Source organism: Kitasatospora sp. NPDC085879, assembly GCF_040686255.1.
In the GTDB taxonomy this organism is placed as follows: domain Bacteria; phylum Actinomycetota; class Actinomycetes; order Streptomycetales; family Streptomycetaceae; genus Kitasatospora.
Genome location: NZ_JBFBJZ010000004.1, coordinates 209317 through 229930, shown reverse-complemented (window position 1 = coordinate 229930; position 20614 = coordinate 209317). Strand labels below are relative to the sequence as shown.

Genomic DNA, 20614 nt, shown 5'->3' with positions numbered 1-20614 from the left:
GTCGGTGGTGGCGCCGCCGCCGAGCGGTGGCGGCGGGTGGTCGTCAGTAGTTGCCGAGGCCGCCGCAGACGTTGATCGCCTGCGCGGTGATCGGGGCGGCCGACGCGGTGGTCAGGTAGGCCACCAGCCCGGCGACCTCCTGCGGGGTGGTGTAGCGGCCGAGCGGGATCTTCGCCTCGAAGCGCTGCTGGATGTCGTCGGTCGTGGTGTTCCAGGCGGCCGCGTAGCCCTGGCGCACCCGCTCCGCCATCGGGGTCTCGACGTAGCCGGGGCAGACGGCGTTCACGGTGATGCCGGTCTTGGCGAGTTCGAGGCCGAGGGCCTTGGTGAAGCCGATCACGCCGTGCTTGGAGGAGGAGTACGGGGCGGCCATCACGACGCCCTGCTTGCCCCCGGTGGAGGCGATGTTGACGATCCGTCCGGATCCCGCGGCGAGCATGCCGCCGGCGGTGAGGACCTCCCGGGTGAGCCGGAAGACGCTGGTCAGGTTGGTGGCGATGACGTCGTCCCAGAGCTCGTCGGCGAGCTCCGCGGTCACGCCGCCACCGCTGCGGCCGGCGTTGTTCACCAGGACGTCGACCGGGCCCCACTGGGCGACCGCCTGCTGCACCAGGGCGCGCAGGTCCGCGAGTTCGCGGACGTCGCAGGCCGTGCCCGCGGCCTGGATCCCCTCGTCCCGGAGCTCCTTCACCGCACCGGCGACGTCATCGGCGGAGCGGGCGCACAGGAACACCCGTGCCCCGGACCGGCCGAGCTCCTCGGCGACGGCGCGGCCGATGCCACTGGTCGCCCCGGTGACCAGCACGTGCTGGCTGCTGTTGGCCATCGGATCCACCTCTCGGTCGACAGGCGCGGCACGGTGCCGCGCTCTGCCGGCAACCCTGTCGACCGTTCCTCAAGGGGCTCTCGAATCGGGCTGGAGTCCGGTTCCACCAGCCGCATTCGAGGTGGTCTCGAGGCCCCGGCGGGACCCTTCTGGCCGGCGCGCCGACATCCGTCACCCGTGCCGTTCCGGCAGAGGGAGTTCTCACATGTCTTTCACCAGCACCTCCGCGACCCCTGCGACCGGGTCCGCCCTGCAGGCCGAGGTCCAGCAGTTCTACGCGCGGCAGATGCACCTGCTCGACAACGGCGAGGCCGACGCCTGGGCCGAGACCTTCACCGAGGACGGGGTCTTCGCGGCGAACGCCCACCCCGAGCCCGCCCGCGGCCGGGAGACCATCCGGACGGCCGCCGCCAAGGCCGCCGCGCAGCGCGCCGAGGAGGGCATCCAGGTCCGGCACTGGCTGGGCATGCTGGACGTCCGGCCGCAGGAGGACGGCTCCGTCGTGGCACGCAGCTACGCGCTGATCGTCAACACCCCGCTGGGCGGCAGCCCGCAGGTCCACCTGAGCACCACCTGCGAGGACCTGCTGGTCCGCGGCGAGGACGGCGGGTGGCTGGTGAGCAACCGCCAGGTCAAGCGTGACGACCTGGCCTGATATCCACGACCCGGCGGCGGCCCGCGCGCTGGCCGGGCTCTTCCCGCCCGAGCGGGTGGAGGTCGCGGCCGTCCGCGTGCGCGCGGCGGACCCCGCCCGGCTGCCGCGGGCCGTACGGGACGAGGCGCCGGCCGGGGCGGGCCCCGGCCGGCTCCGCACCTGGACGGCCGGCCGGCTGGCCGCCTCGCTCGCCCTCGCCCGGCTCGGCCTGGACGGCTGGCCCGCCCGCGGCACGCGCGGGCGCCCGAGCTGGCCGGCGGGGGTGCACGGCTCGATCAGCCACACCGCGGACCTCGCGGTGTGCGCGGTCGGGCCGGCCGGCGGGCCGCTCCTCGGCGTCGACGTCGAACGCGCCGACCGGCGGCTGCGCCCCGAGGACCTGCTGGCCGCGATCTGCCGCCGCCCGGAGCGCGACCGCCTCCTCGCCGGACCCGACCCGCGCGCCGCGGCCCTGGCCCTGCTCTGCGCCAAGGAGGCCGTGTACAAGGCGCTGCCCGCGGCGCTCCAGGCGGGGCTGCCGCTCTCGGCTGTCCTCCTGCGGCCGTCGGACACCGGCCGGTTCACGGCGACCGTCGCGGGCACCACCGCCCGGGTCGCACTCGCCGCCATCGGACCGCACCTGATCGCCGCCGCGGTCTCCACCGGCCGCCCGTAGAGCATGTCGCCAAAGGTGTACGGGTGCCGTACAAGGCCCGCCGGGCCCGGGCGGACTGCCCGGGCCCGGGCCGGTGGCCCGGCACACCCCTGGGGGACGTCCGATCAGGCGTTCAGTGGTGCGAGGCCGTCTCCGCGGGGCGCCTGGGCAGGGCCAGGGCGGGCAGCAGGGCGAGCGCGCTGAAGCCGAGCGTCCACCAGAACGCGCTGCCGAAGGCGGGCACCAGTTGCTCCGCGGCGTGCGTGCCGGCCTGTACCTCGGTCACCACGGCGTCCGGGCCGGCGTGCTGCTGGTAGCTGCGCTGCAGCACCAGGGAGAGCAGCGCGGTGCCGACCGAACCACCCACCCGCTGCGAGATGTTGACGATGCTGGTGGCGCCGGGGATCTGCGTCTGGTCGAGGCCGTGGTAGGCGGCGACCAGGGTCGGCATGAAGGTGGCGCCGAGGCCGAGGCCGCGTACCAGCAGCACCCCGGCGAGCCAGGCCTCGGAGGTGTCGGCCTCCACGAAGGCGTACGGCAGGGTCCCCAGCAGGGCCAGCACCATGCCGACCGGCACGACCTTGCCGGCGCCGTAGCGGTCGGTGAGCCGGCCCGCGTACGGGGCGACCAGCACCGCGCCGAGGCCCTGCGGGGCGAGCAGCAGGCCGGCCGTCATGGCGTCCTGGCCGCGCAGCAGCTGCTGGTAGAGCGGGAAGAGGAAGAGCGCGCCGAAGAGTGAGGCGCCGAGCAGGAACGAGGTGGCCGCGGAGGCGGCCACGGCGCCGCGGCGGAACAGTCGCAGGTCGACCAGCGGGGCGGTGCGGCGGCGCAGCGCGTGCAGCACGAAGGCGCCGAACATCAGGAGGCCGAGGACGAGTTCGGCCCGGGCGCGGGTCGAGGAGAAGCCGGCCGGGCCGCCGGCGTCCAGGAAGCCGAGGGTGAGGACGGCGAGGCCGGGCGAGAGCAGCAGCACCGACAGCACGTCCAGCGGGGCCCGGGTGGTGGTCTCGTCGCGGGGCAGCAGTTTGGCCGCCAGGCCCAGGGCGACCGCGCCGAGCGGGAGGTTGACGTAGAACAGCCAGGACCAGTCGAGGTGGTCGACGATCAGGCCGCCGAGCAGCGGGCCGAACACCGGGGACAGCATGCCGGGGACGGCTGCGAGGCCCATCACCCGCCCCATCAGCTTCGGGCCGGCGGCGCGCGCCAGGATGGTCTGCGAGAGCGGCAGGAGCATGCCGCCGCCGAGGCCCTGCAGGGCACGGAAGGCGATCAGTGAGCCGGCCGACCAGGCGAGACCGCACAGTGCCGAGCCGATCACGAACACGGTCAGCGAGGAGAGCCACATCCGGCGTGCGCCGAACCGGGACACTCCCCAGCCGACCAGGGGTATGACCATCGAGAAGGCGAGCAGGTAGCTGGTGGTCACCCACTGGACGGTGGACAGGGGGGCGGCCAGCTCCTCGCCCATGGCCCGGAGTCCGACCGAGACGATGGTGGTGTCGAGCGTCGACATGACGACGCCGAGGCTGACTGCGGCGCCCAGGACGAGCAGGGAGCGCGGTAACGCCTCCGGCCGGGCCGCGGCGCCGTCGCCGGGTCCTGCCGATTTCGGGTTCACATGCGACTGGTTGGTGGCCATGCGGCGCTCCGCTCCGTGAGGACAATGCGGCGAATTCCGTTTCGCCGCATTTACGGCGATGTGCCCGGCTCATTCCGCGGCATGTCCGCGTGGCAGCGGGCTGACGTCGCATCACTCTAGCGCACGCGAACGCCCGCCGAGGGGCCGTTCATTCACTCCACCGCGGAATCCGGTCTTTCCGCGGGGGTCTTCCGGCGGGGGCCCCAACCGTTCTGGAGGCCGTTTCGAGCGGACTTCTAGCGAGGCCCGGCAGGCTCGCCACGGGTAGGTCCGAGAAGCCGCCGCGCACCGGTGCGGCGCCGCAGCGAAAAGGCGAACGATGTCCACAGATCCAGTGCACGTCATGGTCGTTGGGGCCGGGCCGGCCGGGCTGACGCTGACCCACGAACTGCTGCGGCGCGGCGTCCCGGTGCGCCTGGTCGACGCCGCCGCCGGCCCCGCGCCGACCAGCCGGGCACTGGCCACCCACGCCCGCACCCTCGAAACCTACGACCAGATGGGAATCCTTCCGGACCTGATGCCGAAAGGCCGCCGGGTCCAGAAGTTCACTCTGCACCAGAACGGCCGGAAACTCGCCGCGCTGAACGCAGACTACTCGCAACTGGCGACCCGTTATCCGATGACCGTGATGGTTGACCAAGCCATTACCGAACAGGTGCTGCGGGACGCGGTGTCCCGACTCGGCGTCGAGGTGGAATGGGGCACCCGGCTGCAATCCCTGGAGCACGACGCCGACGGCGCCACCGTCGTCCTCGACCGCGCCGACGGCACCCGGGAAACCGTGCGCACCCCCTGGCTGGTCGGCTGCGACGGCGGCCACAGCACCGTGCGCAAACTGCTCGGCCTGACCCTGGTCGGCGACTCCAGCGAGACCTGGCTGATCGCCGACGCGGTGCTCGACACGGACCTGGACGACCGGTCCATCCACTGGCTGCGCACCCGTTACGGCTCGCTGATGGCCGTGCCCTTCCCGGAGCAGGGCAAGTGGCGCCTGCTGGACACCGCGGACGCCTCGTACGACGGGGACGCCGACGCGGTCGGCGCGCGCTTCGCCGAGCGGCTCTCGCTGGGGGTGGGCCGACCGGTCAGGGTGGAACGGCCGACCTGGGTGTCCGTCTTCACCATCCAGCAGCGGATGATCCGCTCGATGCGCTCCGGCCGCTGCCTGGTGGCCGGCGACGCGGCCCATGTGCACAGCCCCGCCTCCGGGCAGGGCATGAACACCGGCATCCAGGACGCCTACAACCTCGCCTGGAAGCTCGCCGCGGTGGTCCGCGGCGAGGCCGCCGAGGCGCTGCTGGACACCTACTCCGAGGAGCGGGTGCCGGTCGGTGCGGCGCTGCTCGGCTCCACCAACCGCGCGACCCAGCTGATCCAGCTCACGCACCCGGTGGCGGCGTTCGTGCTGCCGGTGATGTTCAAGGTGGTCAGCACCTTCCCCGCCCTCCGGTCGAAGGTCTCCCGCAAGATCATGAAGGCGATGTCGGCGCTGGACCTCAGCTACGCCGACAGCGCGCTCAGCCGGCCGGCCGCGCCCGGCGGCGACGGCCCGGCCCCCGGCCGCCGGCTCTCCGAACTGACCGAGGCGGACCTCGCGCGACCCGGCTTCGCCGCGCTCGCCGAGGAGCTGCGCGCGGTCGGCTGGAAGCTGCTGGCCGGCGGCAGCCACCCCGCCCTCGACGGCACCCTGGCCGCGCTGGAGAAGCGCTTCGGCGGCTGGCTCTCGGTGCGCACGGTGGCCGGCCCGGACGCCGGACCGACCGCGCTGCCCGACCCGGACGGCGCGCTGCGCCGCCGCCTCGGCCTCACCGCCGCGGGCAGCTGGGTCCTCGTCCGGCCGGACGGCTACGTCTCGGCCCGCGGCCGGGCCGGGGAGACGGCGCTGCTCGCCTCCGCGCTGACGGCGGCCACCGCCGGGCTGGTCACCGACCCGCTGTCCGACACCGGCGGCGCTGCCGCCGCCCACTGACCCAGGAGCAGAGATGGACTTCGGACTCGCCGGCCGCACCGTTCTCGTCACCGGTGCCACCCGCGGCATCGGCAACGCGGCGGCCCGGGCCTTCGCCGCCGAGGGCGCCCGTGTCGCCGTCGGCTACGGCAGTGACAAGGCGGCGGCGGAGGCCCTCGCCGAGGAGCTCGGCGCCGCGGACGGCCGGGCCGCGGCCGTCCGGTACCGCCTCGGCGAGCCGGACTCGCCGGAGCGGGCGGTCGCCGAGGTCGAGGAGCGTTGGGGCGGGGTGGACGTCCTGGTCGCCAACGCGATGATGCCCGGGGCGCTGCGCCCGCGCGGGGCCCGGTTCGAGGACCACGACCCGGCCGAGTGGGCCTCCTTCGTCGAGCAGAACACGGTGGGGACGCTGCGGACGGTGCAGCTGGTGCTGCCCGCGATGCGCAGCCGCGGCTGGGGCCGTGTCGTCCTGGTCTCCTCCGTGGTGGCCCGGCTGGGCAAGCCGGGGCGCGAGTACTACGGCACCGTCAAGAGCGGCCTGCACGGGTTCGTCCGCAGCCTGGTCTGGGACCTGCACGGCGCCGGTGTGCTGGTGAACCTGGTCAGCCCCGGCCTGACGCTGACCGCGGATGTCCGGGCGGCGCTCCCCGAGGAGCTGCGGGCCGGCGAGCGGGCCGCCACCCCGAGCGGCGTGCTCAACCGCCCGGAGGACGTCGCGGCCGCCGTCCTGTTCCTGGGCTCGGCCGCGAACGGCAACATCACCGGCGAGGAGCTCGTCGTCGCCGGCGGCCGCTGACCGGAACGCCCCGCCACCAGACGCCCGCACGACCGGGCGGCCCGCCACGGCGGCTGCCGCGGCAGGCCGCGCCCCGAGGAGAGCGACCAGTCATGACCGTTGCGAAGGACACCACCGCACCCGCCGCCGCGGCGGCGGGCGACGCGCGCAGACGCGCGGCGGAACTGCACGCCGTCCGCGAGCAGGTACGGCTCGGCCCTGGCGAGAAGGCGACGCTGGCCCAGCGGGCCAAGGGCAAGCTGACCGCCCGCGAGCGGATCGACCTGCTGCTGGACGAGGGCTCCTTCCACGAGGTGGAGCCGCTGCGCCGGCACCGGGCGACAGGCTTCGGCCTGGAGGCCAAGCGCCCCTGGACGGACGGCGTGATCACCGGCTGGGGCACCGTGCACGGCCGGACGGTCTTCGTCTACGCGCACGACTTCCGGATCTTCGGCGGCGCCCTCGGCGAGGCCCACGCCCAGAAGATCCACAAGATCATGGACATGGCCATCGCGGCCGGCGCCCCGCTGGTCTCGCTGAACGACGGCGCCGGCGCCCGGATCCAGGAGGGCGTCTCGGCGCTGGCCGGCTACGGCGGGATCTTCCAGCGCAACACCAGGGCGTCCGGCGTCATCCCGCAGATCTCGGTGATGCTCGGCCCGTGCGCCGGCGGCGCCGCGTACAGCCCGGCCCTGACGGACTTCGTGTTCATGGTCCGGGAGACCTCACAGATGTTCATCACCGGCCCGGACGTCGTCCAGGCCGTCACCGGCGAGAAGATCACCCAGAACGGCCTCGGCGGCGCCGACGTCCACTCCGAGGTGTCCGGCGTCGCCCACTTCGCCCACGACGACGAGCGCGGCTGCCTGGAGGAGGTCCGGCACCTGCTGTCCCTGCTGCCGCAGAACAACCGCGACTTCCCGCCCGACGCCCCGTGCACCGACCCGGTGGACCGGTCGGGCGAGGCCCTGCTGGACATCGTCCCCGCGGACGGGATCCGTGCCTACGACATGCACAAGGTGATCGAGCAGATCGTCGACCACGGCGAGTACCTGGAGGTCCACGAGCGCTGGGCCGCCAACGTCGTCGTGGCGCTGGCCCGGATCGACGGGCACGTGGTCGGCGTGGTCGCCAACCAGCCGAGCTGGCTCGCCGGCGTGCTGGACATCCGGGCCAGCGAGAAGGCCGCGCGCTTCGTCCAGATGTGCGACGCCTTCAACATCCCGATCGTCACGCTGATCGACGTCCCCGGCTTCCTTCCCGGCGTCGACCAGGAGCACGACGGCATCATCCGGCACGGCGCCAAACTCCTCTACGCCTACTGCAACGCGACCGTGCCGCGGATCTCGCTGATCCTGCGCAAGGCCTACGGCGGCGCCTACATCGTCATGGACTCCCGCTCGATCGGCGCCGACCTCTGCTACGCCTGGCCCACCAACGAGATCGCCGTGATGGGCGCCGAGGGCGCCGCCAACGTCATCTTCCGCCGCGACATCGCCGCCGCCGAGGACCCCGAGGCGATGCGCGCCCAGAAGATCAAGGAATACAAGAGCAAGCTCATGCACCCGTACTACGCGGCCGAGCGCGGCCTCGTCGACGACGTCATCGACCCCGCCGAGACCCGGCAGGTGCTCGCCGCCTCGCTCGCCATGCTCCGCACCAAGCACGCCGACCTGCCCAGCCGCAAGCACGGCAACCAGCCCCAGTGAGGACGCGATGACCGACGACCGCCCGCCCCTGATCCGCGTCGAGCGCGGCTCGCCGACCGCCGAGGAACTGGCCGCCCTGACCGCCGTGCTGCTCGCCCGGGCGGCCGCCGCCGCGCCCCGGGCCCGCCCGCACCACCCGGGCGCCCGCCGCCGGCGCCTCGGTCGCCGCCGCCTGTCGTACGTCTCACCGTTCAGCTGGCGCACCGCCGCCTGAACCGCCGTCACCGAGGAGAGGAGCAAGGGGTGTGGGAGAACCTGCGGGTGGCGCTGCACCGCACGGCCGTCGCGCTGGGGTGGCTGGGGCTGTTCTTCGGCCCGACCTCGCACGCCGGCTGGCTGCCCGGGCAGGACACCGCCCCGGCGCCGGCCGCCGCACCGGCCGGGCCGCCGCCCGGGCACCCCGACCGGCGGGGCGCCGTCCGGCTGAGCCGCGAGGAGCGCCGGGCCTGGGCCGAGTTGAACGACGCCTGGTGAGGGGCCCCGACGGTCCGCGGCGGGCGGGCCGGCGGACCGTCCACCTGTGGCCGCCCGACCCCTCACACGTACGGGCGAACTCGGGCGGACGCCACCGGATCGGCCCGGCTTCGGTGTTGACCGGATCCGATCGTTCGGCGACTGGGGAAAGTTGTGGGTTACCGGGTCGCGCGGCAGGGAAAGCGCCCGCCCCTCACTCGAATCGGTCACACCGCGTCGACATTCGATCGCGCGGAGCGCGCCCGGACCGGCCACCGACGATCAGTAGCGGCTGAATATACGCGGCAACCGGATCTCAAACGACCAGTTCCGCCACAGGGTGTAGCCGTCATTGCACAAAGCGTTATTCTCTCCTGGATGCACGGCACCTGCGTGTCCCCCGGCGGGGGCAGGGGGCGTGCTCTCCGCGCAGGCGGAGGTGACCCGTCCACAGTTCTGCCTCTGGGAGTCCCGTGTACCCACCCGTCCGGAACGACGCGCCCGCCACCTCCCGCCCGTCGACCGCCATCCTGCGCACCGGCGCCCGGCTGGACCGGCTGTGGGCCGCCATCCACGAGTTCCAGGTGCTCACGCCCCAGCCCGTGCTCGCCGTCGCCGGCGCCCCCGTCGCGCCTGGCCCGCGCACCGTCCCCGCCGCCCGCCCGGCCGGCCCCGGTGCGCTGCTGCGCTCCACCGCCACCAGCGGCACCGGCACCACGACCGGCACAGGCACAGGTGCCGGCACCGGCACCACGACCGACACCCGCCGCGGCATCGGCGCCCCGGCCCGCAGCCGCCCCCGGACGGACCGCGGCACCGGCACCGGCACCGGCACCGGCACCGAGCACAACCCGGTCATGGAGCTGGTCGAGCGTGCGCAGGCCGGCGAGAGCGAGGCCTTCGGCCGGCTCTACGACCAGTACGCGGACACGGTCTACCGGTACATCTACTACCGGGTCAGCAGCCGGGCCACCGCCGAGGACCTCACCAGCGAGACCTTCCTGCGCGCGCTCCGCCGGATCGGCACCTTCACCTGGCAGGGGCGGGACTTCGGCGCCTGGCTGGTGACCATCGCGCGCAACCTGGTGGCCGACCACTTCAAGTCCAGCCGGTTCCGGCTGGAGGTCACCACCGGCGAGATGCTGGACTCCAACGAGTGCGAGCGCAGCCCGGAGGAGTCGGTCCTCGAGTCGCTGGCCAACGCGTCCCTGCGGGACGCCGTGAAGCGGCTCAACCCGCAGCAGCAGGAGTGCGTCAACCTCCGCTTCCTGCAGGGTCTCTCGGTCGCCGAGACGGCGCGGATCATGGGCAAGAACGAGGGTGCCATCAAGACCCTGCAGTACCGGGCGGTGCGCACCCTGGCCCGCCTGCTGCCCCCGGACGCGCGGTGAGCCGACCGGCCGTGGCAGCGACATCCGACGGACCGTCACCCGAGCCCGTGCGCGGACACGGGCGAGTGAATGCGCGGTCACATGATCAGTCGTGCGTAACCGACTCCCGGCACCGCTCGTTGGCCAGCCTGGAAACCATCAACGGGCCCGCGGTCAAGCAAGATCCGGCCGCATCACCCGATGGTGTGGTTTCGGCCCGCCGAGACAACCATCCGGCAGGCCACGGTGTCGACAACGACGAAGGGAGGTGCGGCCCGTGACGGCAAACGTGCTGGAGCACCGGCGGGCGAAGGCCTTCGCCGAGGCATTGGAGGCCCACCGGACGGACAACTCACCCGGCGGGGGCGGCTCCGACGGAAGCACACCGGGCGGTGCCCACCGCGCCGGATCCACCGCGATGGCCGAGCTGCTGGCCGTCGCGGACACCCTCGGCGAACTGCCCGTCCCGGAATTCTCCGCGGAGACCAAGGCGGTCCAACGGGCGCAGCTGATGGCCGCGTTCGAGCAGGCCTTCGCCGGCGGCGGCACCCCGGTGGTGCCCCGGCAGCGCGGGCACCGGGCCGCCCGGTCCGGCCGTGTCCGCTGGGGCCGCCGGCTGGCGATCGGCGGTCTGGTCGCGGGTGTCGCGGTCGGCGGTTTCACCGGTGCCGCGGCGGCCAGCGGCGGCGCGCTGCCGGGCGATGCGCTCTACGGCGTCAAGCGCGGACTGGAGGGCCTCCGGCTGGACTGGGCGGGCTCCGACTCCGAGCGCGGTGCCCTGTTGCTGGAGCAGGCGTCCACCCGGCTCGACGAGGCGCAGAGCCTGCTCCAGCGGTCCGGCTCGCCGGACACGCTGAGCCCCGACACCGTGGAGCAGGTCCGGCGCGCGCTGGACGACATGCACGCCGAGGCCGTCCGCGGCCGTGACCTGCTGCGCTCGGTGTACCGGAGCAACGGTTCGCTGACGCCGATGCGCCAGCTCGCCGGCTTCGCCGCGGGTCAGGACGACCGCTGGTCGCGCCTGCACGACCGGCTGCCCGGCGAGCTCGGCCCGCAGGCGGAGCAGGTCGACGAGCTGTTCGACGACATAAGCGAGGACGTCGCGCCCCTGCACCTGGAGAAGCCCGGTACGGGCGACCAGCACGGCACGGGGTCGGGCGACGGGCAGATGTCCGGCGGTGCCGGCCAGGGCGCCACGCAGGGCGGTTCGGGCGCGCCGACGGCGCGCGGCACCGGTACGGCTCCGAACGGCGCCGTGCCCTCCACCGCCCCGCAGGGCGTCGGTGGCCTGGTCGACGGTCTCACCAACGGCCTCGGCGGCGGGCAGAGCGGTGCGCCGGCCACGGGCGGTACGACCGGATCGGGCGATTCCCCCGCCCCGTCCGGTTCGGCGACCCCGGCACCGGACGGTCAGGGCATCACGATCCCGCCGCTGATCCCCGGTCTGCTGCCCGGTCTCACGTTGGGCTGAGGCCGGCGCCGGCGCGGCGGCCGTGGGATTCCCGAGCTCCCACGGCCGCCGCGGCGTGTCCGGGCCGACTCCCGGGGGCCGTGGTGTGCGCTCAGTCGAGGTGTGCGCTCGGCCGAGCAGGGCCCTCAGAAGAAGACCGAGCGCCGCTGCACCAGCAGCTTGTACAGGGTGTGCTGGATGGTCTCGCGGACTTGGTCCGCGAGGTTGAAGACGAGCATCGGGTCGTCCGCGGCCTCTCGCGGGTAGCCGTCGGTCGGGATCGGCTCGCCGAACTGGATGGTCCACTTGGTCGGCAGCGGGATCGCACCGAGCGGGCCGAGCCACGGGAAGGTCGGCGTGATCGGCACGTAGGGCAGGCCGAGCAGCCGGGCGAGCGAGCGGAAGTTGCCGATCATCGGGTAGGTCTCCTCGGCGCCGACGATCGAGCAGGGCACGATCGGCACGCCGGCGCGCAGCGCGGAGGAGACGAAGCCGCCGCGGCCGAACCGCTGGAGCTTGTACCGCTCGGAGAAGGGCTTGCCGATGCCCTTGAAGCCCTCCGGCCAGACCCCGACCACTTCGCCGCGCTCCAGCAGTGCCTGGGCGTCCTCGTTGCAGGCGAGGGTGTGGCCGGCCTTGCGGGCGAGTTCGCCGGCGACGGGCAGGACGAAGACCAGGTCGGCGGCGAGCATCCGCAGGTGCCGGCGGTGCGGGTGGTGGTCGTGGATGGCGACCTGGGTGATCAGGGCGTCCAGCGGGATGGTGCCGGAGTGGTTGGCGACGATCAGCGCCCCGCCCTCGGCGGGGATGTTCTCCACGCCGAGGACCTCGACCCGGAAGTACTTCTCGGCGAGCGGGCGCAGCAGCGAGAGCAGCACCTCCTCGGTGAGCTCCCGGTCGAAGCCGAACTCGTCGACCTCGTAGTCGCCGGTGATCCGGCGCCGCAGGAAGGCCAGGCCGCTCGCCGCGCGGTCCTCCCAGCCCTTGCCGAGGACCTTGGTGGCGGTGGCGCCGAGCTGTCCGGCGAGGGCGCCGCCGACGGCCCCGGCGAGGCGGTCGGCGAAGCCGCCGGCGGTCGGGCCGTCGGCGTGCCAGCTGGGCGCGGACTCGATCGGGATGACCTTGGCCTCGGCCGGTTCGGTCTTGCGGGCTGCGGTCATCGCGGCATCGGCTCCTGGGTGGGGCGGTCGTCCTGGCCGAGCAGGGCGGCCAGCCGGTCGGTGACGGCGGCGAGCCGTTCGGGGGGCAGCAGGCCGCTCCGCTGGGCGGCGACGAAGTCGGCGAACGCCTCGGCGGTGGTGAAGCGGGGGGTGTGGCCGAAGGTCTCGCGGAGCTGGGTGGTGTCCACCACCCGGCCGTGGGTGAGCAGTTGGATCAGCTCGGGCGAGATGTCGGCCAGCCTGGTCTGCCGGACGAGTCCGGCGACGGCGCCGAGGGCGGGCTTCAGCAGCGGCACGGTGGGCCGGCCGAGGCGGCGGGCGCACTGGGAGAGCAGCAGGACGCCGTCGCCGGCCACGTTGAAGGTGCCGGTGTTGGACGTGCCGGGACGGGGGTCGAGGGCGGCGAGCCGGAGCACCTCGACGGCGTCGTCCTCGTGGACGAACTGCAGGCGCGGGTCGCGGCCGAGCACGGTGGGCAGCACCGGCAGGGTGAACCAGGCGCAGAGCGGGGTGTCGCCGGCGGGGCCGACGATGTTGGCGAAGCGCAGCACGGTGACGGCGACGTCGGGGCGGCGGCGGGCGAAGCCGCGGACGTACCCCTCGACCTCGGCGGCGTCCCGGGCGAAGCCGCCGGCCGGGAGCTCCTTGGGCTGCATCCGCTCGTGGAAGACGGCCGGGTCGCGCGGGGCGGAGCCGTACACGCCGGTGGTGGACTTCACCACCAGGCGGCGCACCCCGGGGGCCTTCTGGCAGGCGCCGAGCAGCTGCATGGTGCCGATGACGTTGGTCTCCTTGACGGCGGACCGGCCGCCGGGGCCCATCGCGGAGACGTTGAGGTGGACGACGGTGTCGACGCCGTGGTCGGCGATCACCCGGGCGACGGCCGGGCGGCGCAGGTCGACCTTGACGAAGGCGACCTCCGGCGGCAGGGCCTCGGCGGGCGGCTGGACGTCGACGCCGACGACCTTGTCCACACCGCGGGCGCGGGCGACCTCGGCGGCGAAGCGGGCTCCGAGATGCCGGGCCACACCGGTGACGAGTACGGTCCTGCCCACGCTGCTGCGGCCTCCTCGGTTCGCCCTGACTGCACCGTACCGTGCCGATGTTTCCGGGCCGTGCCGGCGCCACGCGCGCGGCGCCGGCACCCGGCGTGAAGACACCACTGCCCGCCCGGGCACGGCCCGGGCGGGCAGATCGGACACCTGGTGCGCGCGAGGCGGCCGTCGGTGCAGCGGCTGGCCCCCCGCGTGAGCGGGAAGGAGTCCGGCCGCGGGTTACTTCTTGTTGCGACGCTGCACGCGAGTGCGCTTCAGAAGCTTGCGGTGCTTCTTCTTGGCCATACGCTTGCGACGCTTCTTGATGACAGAGCCCACGGAACAACCCTCGCTCACTCGGACCCCGTCCATGGGAGACGGGAGTCCATACGACTGACGGAGGGCCTAGCCTACCGTCCGCTCGGGGTATGCAGTAATCCTGCCCTGCCGTGTCAGGCCTACGCGCTCTCGAGCCGCACGTAGGACTCCTTCAGGTACGCGTGGACCGCCTGCTCCGGGACGCGGAAGGAGCGCCCGACCCGGATGGCCGGCAGTTCACCGCTGTGCACCAGGCGGTACACCGTCATCTTGGACACCCTCATGACCGAGGCCACTTCGGCCACGGTCAGGAAGACGACTTCCTGCAGGGGGCGTTCGCCGGAACTCATGACCATCACCCGACCCTTACCCGTGTGCAAGGCACCGGCTTCCCCTCCGGTGACTCCACCGGCACACGTGTATGCCCAGAGTAGTTATGGGTGGTACCAGTGGGAAGAGGGGGATGCCCGGTTGTTGTACGGTGCGGCATCCCCCGATTGCAGTACGTAGCCGATCGGCGTATGGCGCAGGCGGACCGGCCGGTGCGGGGCGGCGGGGCGCTCGGGAGCACCGGCCCGGCGCGCGGGGGCGCGGGCCGGGCGGGGCTGCGGCGCCGGGGCCGGCGCTGACCGCGGGTGCGGGTCAGGGCAGCAGGCCGTGGTGGGGGTAGACGGCGCGGCGGGCGGCGAGGATCGCCTGGTCGAGGCGGGAGGACGGGTCGTAGCCGTCGTGGAAGTCCCGCCACTGCGGGTCGGCGCCGTCGGTCATCCGCAGCGGGGCCTGCTGCCGGGTGCGGCGGTAGACCTCGGCACGCCACTCCTCGGGGGTCTCGGCGGTCGGGTCGACGGGGCGGCCGGCGGCGGTGGCGACCAGGTGGGTCCAGGTTCTGGGCACCACGTCGACCACGGCGTAGCCGCCTCCGCCGAGGGCGAGCCAGCGGCCCTCGGCGTGCTCGTGGGCGAGGCCGTGCAGGGCCTCGGCGACGAGGCGCTGGGCGTCCAGGCTGACCGCGAGGTGGGCCAGTGGGTCCTCGACGTGGGTGTCGGCGCCGTGCTGGGTGACCAGGACCTGGGGTCGGAAGGCCGCGAGCAGCTCCGGCACCAGGGCGTGGAAGGCGCGCAGCCAGCCGGCGTCGCCGGTGCCGGCCGGCAGCGGCAGGTTGGCGGCGCTGCCGGGGGCGTCCGGGCCGCCGGACTCGGTGGACCAGCCGGTCTCCGGGAAGAGCGTCGCCGGGTGCTCGTGCAGCGAGACGGTGAGCACCCGCGGGTCGTTCCAGAAGGCCTGCTGGACGCCGTCGCCGTGGTGCACGTCGACGTCGACGTAGGCGACCCGTTCGGCCCCGAGTTCCAGTAGCCGGGCGACGGCGAGCGCCGGGTCGTTGTAGACGCAGAAGCCGGAGGCCCGGTCGGGCATGGCGTGGTGCAGCCCGCCGGCGAAGTTGACGGCGTGCCGGGCCTCGCCGCGCCAGAGGGCCTCGGCGGCGGCGACCGACTGGCCGGCGATCAGCGCGGAGGCGCTGTGCAGGCCGGGGAACGCCCAGTTGTCGTCGGTGCCGAGACCGTGCCGCAGGTCGACGAGGCCGGGGTCGGCGGCGACCCGGCGGACGGCGGCGATGTACTCGGCGGTGTGCACCAGGCGGAGCGTGGAGTCCCCGGCGGCGGGGGCCGATCGGACGGTGACACCCGGGCCGGAGCCGAGCCCGAAGGCGTCGACCAGGTGCTTGGTGAGGGCGAGCCGGGTCGGGTCCATCGGGTGGCCGGGGCCGAAGTCGTACGCGGTCACCGCGTCGTCCCAGAAGAGGTGCAGGCCGCAGGGCGTGTCGCGTTCGACGTCGGGCATGCCACCACCGTAGTGGGTGGGGCAGGGCTGGACGCAGGGGGTTCAGTGCGCCTGGGCGGGCTCCTTGGGCTCCTGGGCCGGTGCGGGCGCGAAGTGGCCGGCGAGCGGCAGGATCACCAGCACCAGCAGCATCGGGGCGAGCAGCGCGGCCCGGTACGAGCCGGCGTCGCCGATCGCGCCGACCAGTGGCGAACCGATCAGGAATCCGACGTAATTGAACAGGTTGAGCCGGGCGACGGCGGCGTCGGAGTCGGCGGGCATCAGGCGGCCGCCCGCGGCGAAGACCTGCGGGATGATCGCGCAGATGCCGAGGCCGAGCAGGGTGAACGCGGCGATGCCGGCCCAGGGCGCGGGGGCGATCGCGGCGGCGGCGAAGCCCAGGGCGGCGGTCGCGGCGCCGACCCGGACGACGGCGACCGCGCCGAACCGCTGGACGCCGCGGTCGCCGAGGGCGCGGCCGGCCAGCATCGCCACCATGTAGCCGAGGTAGGAGAGCTTGGCCAGGTCGTCGGGGCTGTGCAGGGTGTCGGTGAGGTACTTGACGCTGTAGTTGGAGACCGAGGCGTCGGCGATGTACGCGACCGCCATGGCGAGGCAGAGCGGCAGCAGCGGGCGCCAGGGCACCGCCCGGCCGGCCGCGCGGGCGGCCTGTTCGACGGCGTCGCCGAGTTCGGCGGGCCCGGCGAAGCGGGTGCCGGCCAGCAGCGCGGCGGGGATCAGCACGGCGGCCGATCCGGCGAACAGCACGCTCAGCGGCGTCCCGCGGTGGGCGCCGAGCCCGGCGACGGCGGCGCCGGCGATCCCGCCGAGGCTGAACGCGGCGTGGAAGCCGAGCATGATGCTGCGGCCGTAGCGGTGCTGCAGGCCGACGCCGAGCATGTTCATCGAGGCGTCCAGGGCACCGACCAGCAGGCCGAAGGCGGCCAGCGCGAGGGCGAGCTGCCACAGCTCGGTGCCGACACCGACCCCGGCGAGGGCGAGGCAGACGGCGGGCTGCACCGTCCGCAGCACGGCGCGGGCGCTGCTGCGCCGCACCAGCGCCTCGGAGGCGATGGAGCCGACCCCGGCGAGGATCGGCACGGCGGCGAGGAAGACCGGCAGCAGCGAGTCGTCGAGGCCGTACCGGCGCTGGATCTCCGGGATGCAGCTGACCAGCAGGGCGAAGGTGGCGCCCTGCAGCAGGAAGCTCGCCGCGAGCGCCGCGCGGGCCTGCCGCAGCCGCTGGGTGGTCTCGGCCATGGGCTCCCCGCTACCGGTCGGTACGACGTGTGGTGGCGGAGAGCGTAGGCGCTGGCGGGCCGTTGCGGGAGGGGGTCGGCGGGACCGGATTCCGGGCGGGCGCGGCGGGCCGGGCCCGCGTTCAGGCCCGGCGGCCGCGTTCCAGCAGCGCGGGCACCTCGGCGAGCGAGGTGAACAGCCCGGTGGCCCCGGCCGCGGTGAGCCTGGCGGGGTCGGTGAGCGCGGCGTGGCCGTACACGTCCATGCCGGCGGCGCGGGCGGCGAGCACGCCGTTGGGGCTGTCCTCCAGGACGAGGCAGCGCTCGGGCGGCACACCCATGGTGCGGGCGGCGTGCAGGAAGAGGTCGGGGGCGGGCTTGCCGACACCGACGTCCTGGGCGCTGAAGATCAGCTCCTCGGCGAGGTGGCCGCGCAGGCCGGTGAGGTCGAGCGCGGTGCGGATCCAGGAGTGGTGGGCGGAGGAGGCCAGGCAGTACCGGACGCCGGACTGCTGCAGGGTCTTGAGCAGGGTCTCCGCCCCGGCGACCGGGCCGAGTTCGGCCTCGAAGGCGGCGAAGACCCGGCCGTGGAAGAGGTCGTCGAAGCCCTCGGGCAGCCGGGCGCCGTGCCGTTCCAGGATGACGTCGTGCACCCGGTGCGCGGCGCAGCCCATGTAGTCCCGGTAGGAGTCCTCGACGGTGGTCGGGTACCCGAGTTCGGTGAGGTACTCGGCCAGCACCCGGTTGGAGATGGGCTCGCTGTCGACGAGCACCCCGTCGTTGTCGAAGATCACCAGGTCGTAGCTCACCCGGTCGAGCGTACCGGCCCGGCGCCGGGGCTCCGGTGCCGGGCCGATCAGGTCTACTTGCCGCCGCCGGCCAGCTCGCGGGAGCGGTCGCGGGCGGCCTCCAGGGCGCCGAGCAGGGCGGCCCGGACGCCGTGGTTCTCCAGTTCGCGGATGGCGGCGATGGTGGTGCCGGCCGGGGAGGTCACCGCCTCGCGGAGCTTGACGGGGTGTTCGCCGGAGTCGCGGAGCATCACCGAGGCGCCGATCGCGGACTGCACGATGAGGTCGTGGGCGACCTGCCGGGGCAGGCCGAGCAGGATGCCGGCGTCGGTCATCGCCTCGACGAGGAAGTAGAAGTAGGCCGGGCCGGAGCCGGAGAGCGCGGTGGCCGCGTCCTGCTGGGACTCGGGGAGGCGGATCGCCTTGCCGACCGAGCGGAAGATCGCCTCGGTGCGCTCCAGGTGGGCCTCGGAGGCGTGCGAGCCGCCGGAGATGACGCTCATGCCCTCGTCCACCAGCACCGGGGTGTTGGGCATGACGCGGACGACCGGGGTGCCGGCCGCCAGTCGCTCCTCGAACCAGGCGGTCGGGATGCCGGCGGCGGCCGAGACGACCAGCCGGTCGGGGGCGACGTGCGGGGCGAGCTCCTCCAGCAGGGTGCCCATGTCCTGCGGCTTCACGGCGAGGATCAGGGTGTCGGCGAGCTTGGCGGCCTCGGCGTTGGTGACGGCGGTGACGCCGTAGCGCTCGGCGAGTTCGGCGGCGCGCTCGGGGCGGCGGGCCGTCACCAGGACGTCCGCCGGGTCCTCGCCGGCCCGCAGCAGACCGGAGAGCAGGGCCTCGGCGATCTTGCCGGTGCCGAGGAAGGCGATCTTCTGTCCGGGTGCGCTGCTGGGCATGGGGCCGCTCCTTCGTACGGTGCTGCGGCCATCCTCGCACCGGCGGGGGGCGGGGCGGGGGAGGCGTCCGAACCGTGGGCAGCGGGGCCGCGGGCCCGGCCGCCTGCAATGGGGCGTACCGCCATCGGGCGGGCCCCGGGGTGTCCGTCCGCACCGTGCCGGGCGGCGCGGGGGCGCCCGTACGGTCGGCTCTCCCCCACCCGCAAGGAGTCCCCCATGACGTACGACACTCCGGTGAGGCGGTGGTGGGCGGCGCTCGCGCTGCTCGCCGTGGCCGCCGCGGCGGTGCTCGGGCTCGGCCACGGCACGGCCCGCGCCGCCGGCACCGTCCAGGTCACCGGCTTCGGTTCGAACCCGGGCAACCTGCTGATGTACCGCTACGCGCCCGCCGGGCTGCCGTCCGGGCGGCCGGTGGTGGTGGCGCTGCACGGCTGCACCCAGTCCGCCTCGTACGGCGAGGCCGCCGGCTGGACGCACTGGGCGGACGCCTGGGGCTTCGCCGTGGTGATGCCGCAGCAGCAGTCCGCGAACAACTCCTCGCAGTGCTTCAACTGGTTCCAGCCGGGCGACTTCGCCCGGGACTCCGGCGAGGCGCTGTCGATCCGCCAGATGGTCGCGAAGACCGTCGCCGACCTCGGCAGCGACCCGGGCCGGGTGTACGTCACGGGCCTGTCGGCGGGCGGCGCGATGACGGCCGCGCTGCTGGCCGACTACCCGGACGTGTTCGCGGGCGGCGGCGTGGTCGCCGGCCTGCCGTACCACTGCGCCACCACGGCCGTGGAGGCCTCGGTGAACTGCATGACCATGGGCACGTCGAAGACCCCGCAGCAGTGGGGCGACCTCGTCCGGCAGGCGTACCCGTCGTGGACGGGGGCGCGGCCGAAGGTCTCGCTCTGGCAGGGCTCGGCGGACTCGGTGGTGAAGCCGGTCAACCTGACCGAGCTGATGAAGCAGTGGACGGACGTGGCCGGCACCGGCCAGACGGCCGCGGTGAGCGACACCGTCGCCGGCTACCCGCACCAGGTGTACCGGGACGCCTCCGGCGCCGACCGGGTCGAGGTGTACTCGATCACCGGCATGGACCACGGCCAGCCGGTCGACCCGGGCAGCGGGGCCGAGCAGTGCGGCACCGCCGGCGCGTACGTGCTGGACGTGAACCTGTGCGCGTCCTACCGGATCGGCCGGTTCTGGGGCCTGGACGGCTCGGCGCCCTCCCCCTCCCCCAGCCCGACCCCCTCGCCCTCGCCGTCCCCCACGGGCGGTTCCGGCAGCACGCAGCTCACCGACGACACCGCCGCGGACGGCTATGTGAAGGCCGCCGCGGACGGCGGCTCGCCCGTGGTCGGCACGCTGGCCGGCAGCCTGGGCCTCGCGGTGGGCCGCGGAACGGACGGCAAGCAGAACCGGGCGCTGCTCTCCTTCGACACCTCGGCCGTCCCTGCCGGGGCCACCGTCACCGGCGCCCGGCTGACCGTGGGCTACGGCAGCGGCAGCGGGGATCCGTGGGCGGCGGCGCAGCTGACCGTCGACGTGCGCGGCGGCTGCTTCGGTGCGGCCTGCACCACCGGCACGGACGACTGGGCTGCCCCGGCGGACGCGGGCGCGGTGGCGACGGTGGCCAGGTTCACCGAGGGCAGCCGGACCTCGGGCGAGTTCGGTGCGGCCGGGCTGGCGGCGATCCGGCCCGGGGCGACGGTGCAGCTGAGGCTGCAGTTCGACCAGGCGCTCGCCTCCACCGGGTACGTCTTCCTGCAGCGCGGTACGGGTGCGGTGCTGACCGTGGACTGGACGCGCTGAGCGGGGCCGGGCGTCCGGGGCATGGTCGGGAGGCCGGGTACCGGGCCGCGTTCGGCACCGGACCGGGCGGGCTCTACCTGCTCCGCTCCGGCCACTGGATCGA

Annotated in this window: 20 protein-coding genes; 10 read left to right on the top strand and 10 right to left on the bottom strand. The window is 74.3% G+C overall.

The window, feature by feature from the left end:
* Nucleotides 1-43: 43 nt before the first annotated feature.
* Nucleotides 44-826 (bottom strand): SDR family NAD(P)-dependent oxidoreductase, encoded by a 783-nt coding sequence (locus AB0P35_RS05600; protein WP_363506876.1) that lies wholly within the window; start codon nt 824-826, stop codon nt 44-46.
* Nucleotides 827-1031: 205 nt separating this feature from the next.
* Here AB0P35_RS05600 and AB0P35_RS05595 point away from each other — a divergent pair, with 205 nt between their 5' ends.
* Together AB0P35_RS05595 and AB0P35_RS05590 are read left to right on the top strand one after the other, a co-directional pair.
* Nucleotides 1032-1481, top strand: coding sequence for a nuclear transport factor 2 family protein (locus AB0P35_RS05595; RefSeq protein WP_095874302.1), 450 nt, complete (start codon nt 1032-1034; stop codon nt 1479-1481).
* On the top strand, nt 1465-2136 hold the full coding sequence (locus tag AB0P35_RS05590; protein ID WP_363506873.1) for a 4'-phosphopantetheinyl transferase superfamily protein: 672 nt from the start codon (nt 1465-1467) through the stop codon (nt 2134-2136). Before AB0P35_RS05595 ends, AB0P35_RS05590 begins: the two co-directional genes overlap by 17 nt.
* A gap of 112 nt (nt 2137-2248) precedes the next feature.
* Here AB0P35_RS05590 and AB0P35_RS05585 read toward each other — a convergent pair whose 3' ends face one another.
* A complete protein-coding gene (locus AB0P35_RS05585) occupies nt 2249-3754 on the bottom strand; it encodes an MDR family MFS transporter (RefSeq protein WP_363506870.1) in 1506 nt (501 codons plus the stop codon).
* Between the two features lie 319 nt (nt 3755-4073).
* Between AB0P35_RS05585 and AB0P35_RS05580 the strand changes: the two genes are divergently transcribed.
* The 7 genes from AB0P35_RS05580 (at nt 4074) to AB0P35_RS05550 (ending at nt 11480) form a co-directional block, all read left to right on the top strand.
* A complete protein-coding gene (locus AB0P35_RS05580; RefSeq protein WP_363506867.1) occupies nt 4074-5723 on the top strand; it encodes an FAD-dependent monooxygenase in 1650 nt (549 codons plus the stop codon).
* 13 nt (nt 5724-5736) lie between these two features.
* Nucleotides 5737-6498, top strand: coding sequence for an SDR family oxidoreductase (locus AB0P35_RS05575; RefSeq protein ID WP_363506864.1), 762 nt, complete (start codon nt 5737-5739; stop codon nt 6496-6498).
* Nucleotides 6499-6590: 92 nt separating this feature from the next.
* Nucleotides 6591-8186, top strand: a complete 1596-nt coding sequence (locus tag AB0P35_RS05570) for an acyl-CoA carboxylase subunit beta (RefSeq protein ID WP_363506861.1) — start codon at nt 6591-6593, stop codon at nt 8184-8186.
* Nucleotides 8187-8193: 7 nt separating this feature from the next.
* Nucleotides 8194-8400: an acyl-CoA carboxylase epsilon subunit gene (locus AB0P35_RS05565; protein WP_095874296.1), complete on the top strand. Its 207-nt coding sequence runs from the start codon at nt 8194-8196 to the stop codon at nt 8398-8400.
* A 29-nt stretch (nt 8401-8429) separates the two neighbouring features.
* Nucleotides 8430-8660, top strand: coding sequence for a DUF6059 family protein (locus AB0P35_RS05560; protein ID WP_095874295.1), 231 nt, complete (start codon nt 8430-8432; stop codon nt 8658-8660).
* Nucleotides 8661-9112: 452 nt separating this feature from the next.
* A complete protein-coding gene (locus tag AB0P35_RS05555) occupies nt 9113-10030 on the top strand; it encodes an ECF subfamily RNA polymerase sigma factor, BldN family (RefSeq protein WP_363506857.1) in 918 nt (305 codons plus the stop codon).
* Between the two features lie 256 nt (nt 10031-10286).
* Nucleotides 10287-11480, top strand: coding sequence for a DUF5667 domain-containing protein (locus AB0P35_RS05550; RefSeq protein ID WP_363506854.1), 1194 nt, complete (start codon nt 10287-10289; stop codon nt 11478-11480).
* Nucleotides 11481-11605: 125 nt separating this feature from the next.
* Here the strand turns inward: AB0P35_RS05550 and AB0P35_RS05545 are convergent, their stop codons facing one another.
* The 8 genes from AB0P35_RS05545 to proC form a co-directional block, all read right to left on the bottom strand.
* On the bottom strand, nt 11606-12619 hold the full coding sequence (locus tag AB0P35_RS05545; protein WP_363506851.1) for a lysophospholipid acyltransferase family protein: 1014 nt from the start codon (nt 12617-12619) through the stop codon (nt 11606-11608).
* A complete protein-coding gene (locus tag AB0P35_RS05540) occupies nt 12616-13674 on the bottom strand; it encodes an NAD-dependent epimerase/dehydratase family protein (protein WP_363506848.1) in 1059 nt (352 codons plus the stop codon). Before AB0P35_RS05540 ends, AB0P35_RS05545 begins: the two co-directional genes overlap by 4 nt.
* 219 nt (nt 13675-13893) lie before the next feature.
* Nucleotides 13894-13992 carry an AURKAIP1/COX24 domain-containing protein gene (locus AB0P35_RS05535; protein ID WP_003948845.1) on the bottom strand — a complete coding sequence of 33 codons (99 nt, stop codon included), beginning with the start codon at nt 13990-13992 and terminating at the stop codon, nt 13894-13896.
* Between the two features lie 119 nt (nt 13993-14111).
* Nucleotides 14112-14321 carry a helix-turn-helix domain-containing protein gene (locus tag AB0P35_RS05530; RefSeq protein WP_052390398.1) on the bottom strand — a complete coding sequence of 70 codons (210 nt, stop codon included), beginning with the start codon at nt 14319-14321 and terminating at the stop codon, nt 14112-14114.
* A gap of 292 nt (nt 14322-14613) precedes the next feature.
* Nucleotides 14614-15810 (bottom strand): acetoin utilization protein AcuC, encoded by a 1197-nt coding sequence (locus tag AB0P35_RS05525; protein WP_095874290.1) that lies wholly within the window; start codon nt 15808-15810, stop codon nt 14614-14616.
* Between the two features lie 42 nt (nt 15811-15852).
* Nucleotides 15853-17049 carry an MFS transporter gene (locus AB0P35_RS05520; protein WP_095874289.1) on the bottom strand — a complete coding sequence of 399 codons (1197 nt, stop codon included), beginning with the start codon at nt 17047-17049 and terminating at the stop codon, nt 15853-15855.
* Between the two features lie 121 nt (nt 17050-17170).
* Complete coding sequence (locus tag AB0P35_RS05515) at nt 17171-17836, bottom strand: HAD family hydrolase (protein ID WP_363506844.1); 666 nt, start codon at nt 17834-17836, stop codon at nt 17171-17173.
* A gap of 53 nt (nt 17837-17889) precedes the next feature.
* The gene (proC, locus tag AB0P35_RS05510; protein ID WP_363506841.1) at nt 17890-18714 is read right to left on the bottom strand and encodes a pyrroline-5-carboxylate reductase; all 825 of its coding nucleotides are present in this window, start codon (nt 18712-18714) and stop codon (nt 17890-17892) included.
* A gap of 216 nt (nt 18715-18930) precedes the next feature.
* On the opposite strand from proC, the gene AB0P35_RS05505 reads away from it, so the two are divergent.
* On the top strand, nt 18931-20511 hold the full coding sequence (locus AB0P35_RS05505) for a PHB depolymerase family esterase (protein ID WP_363506838.1): 1581 nt from the start codon (nt 18931-18933) through the stop codon (nt 20509-20511).
* Nucleotides 20512-20614: the final 103 nt, after the last annotated feature.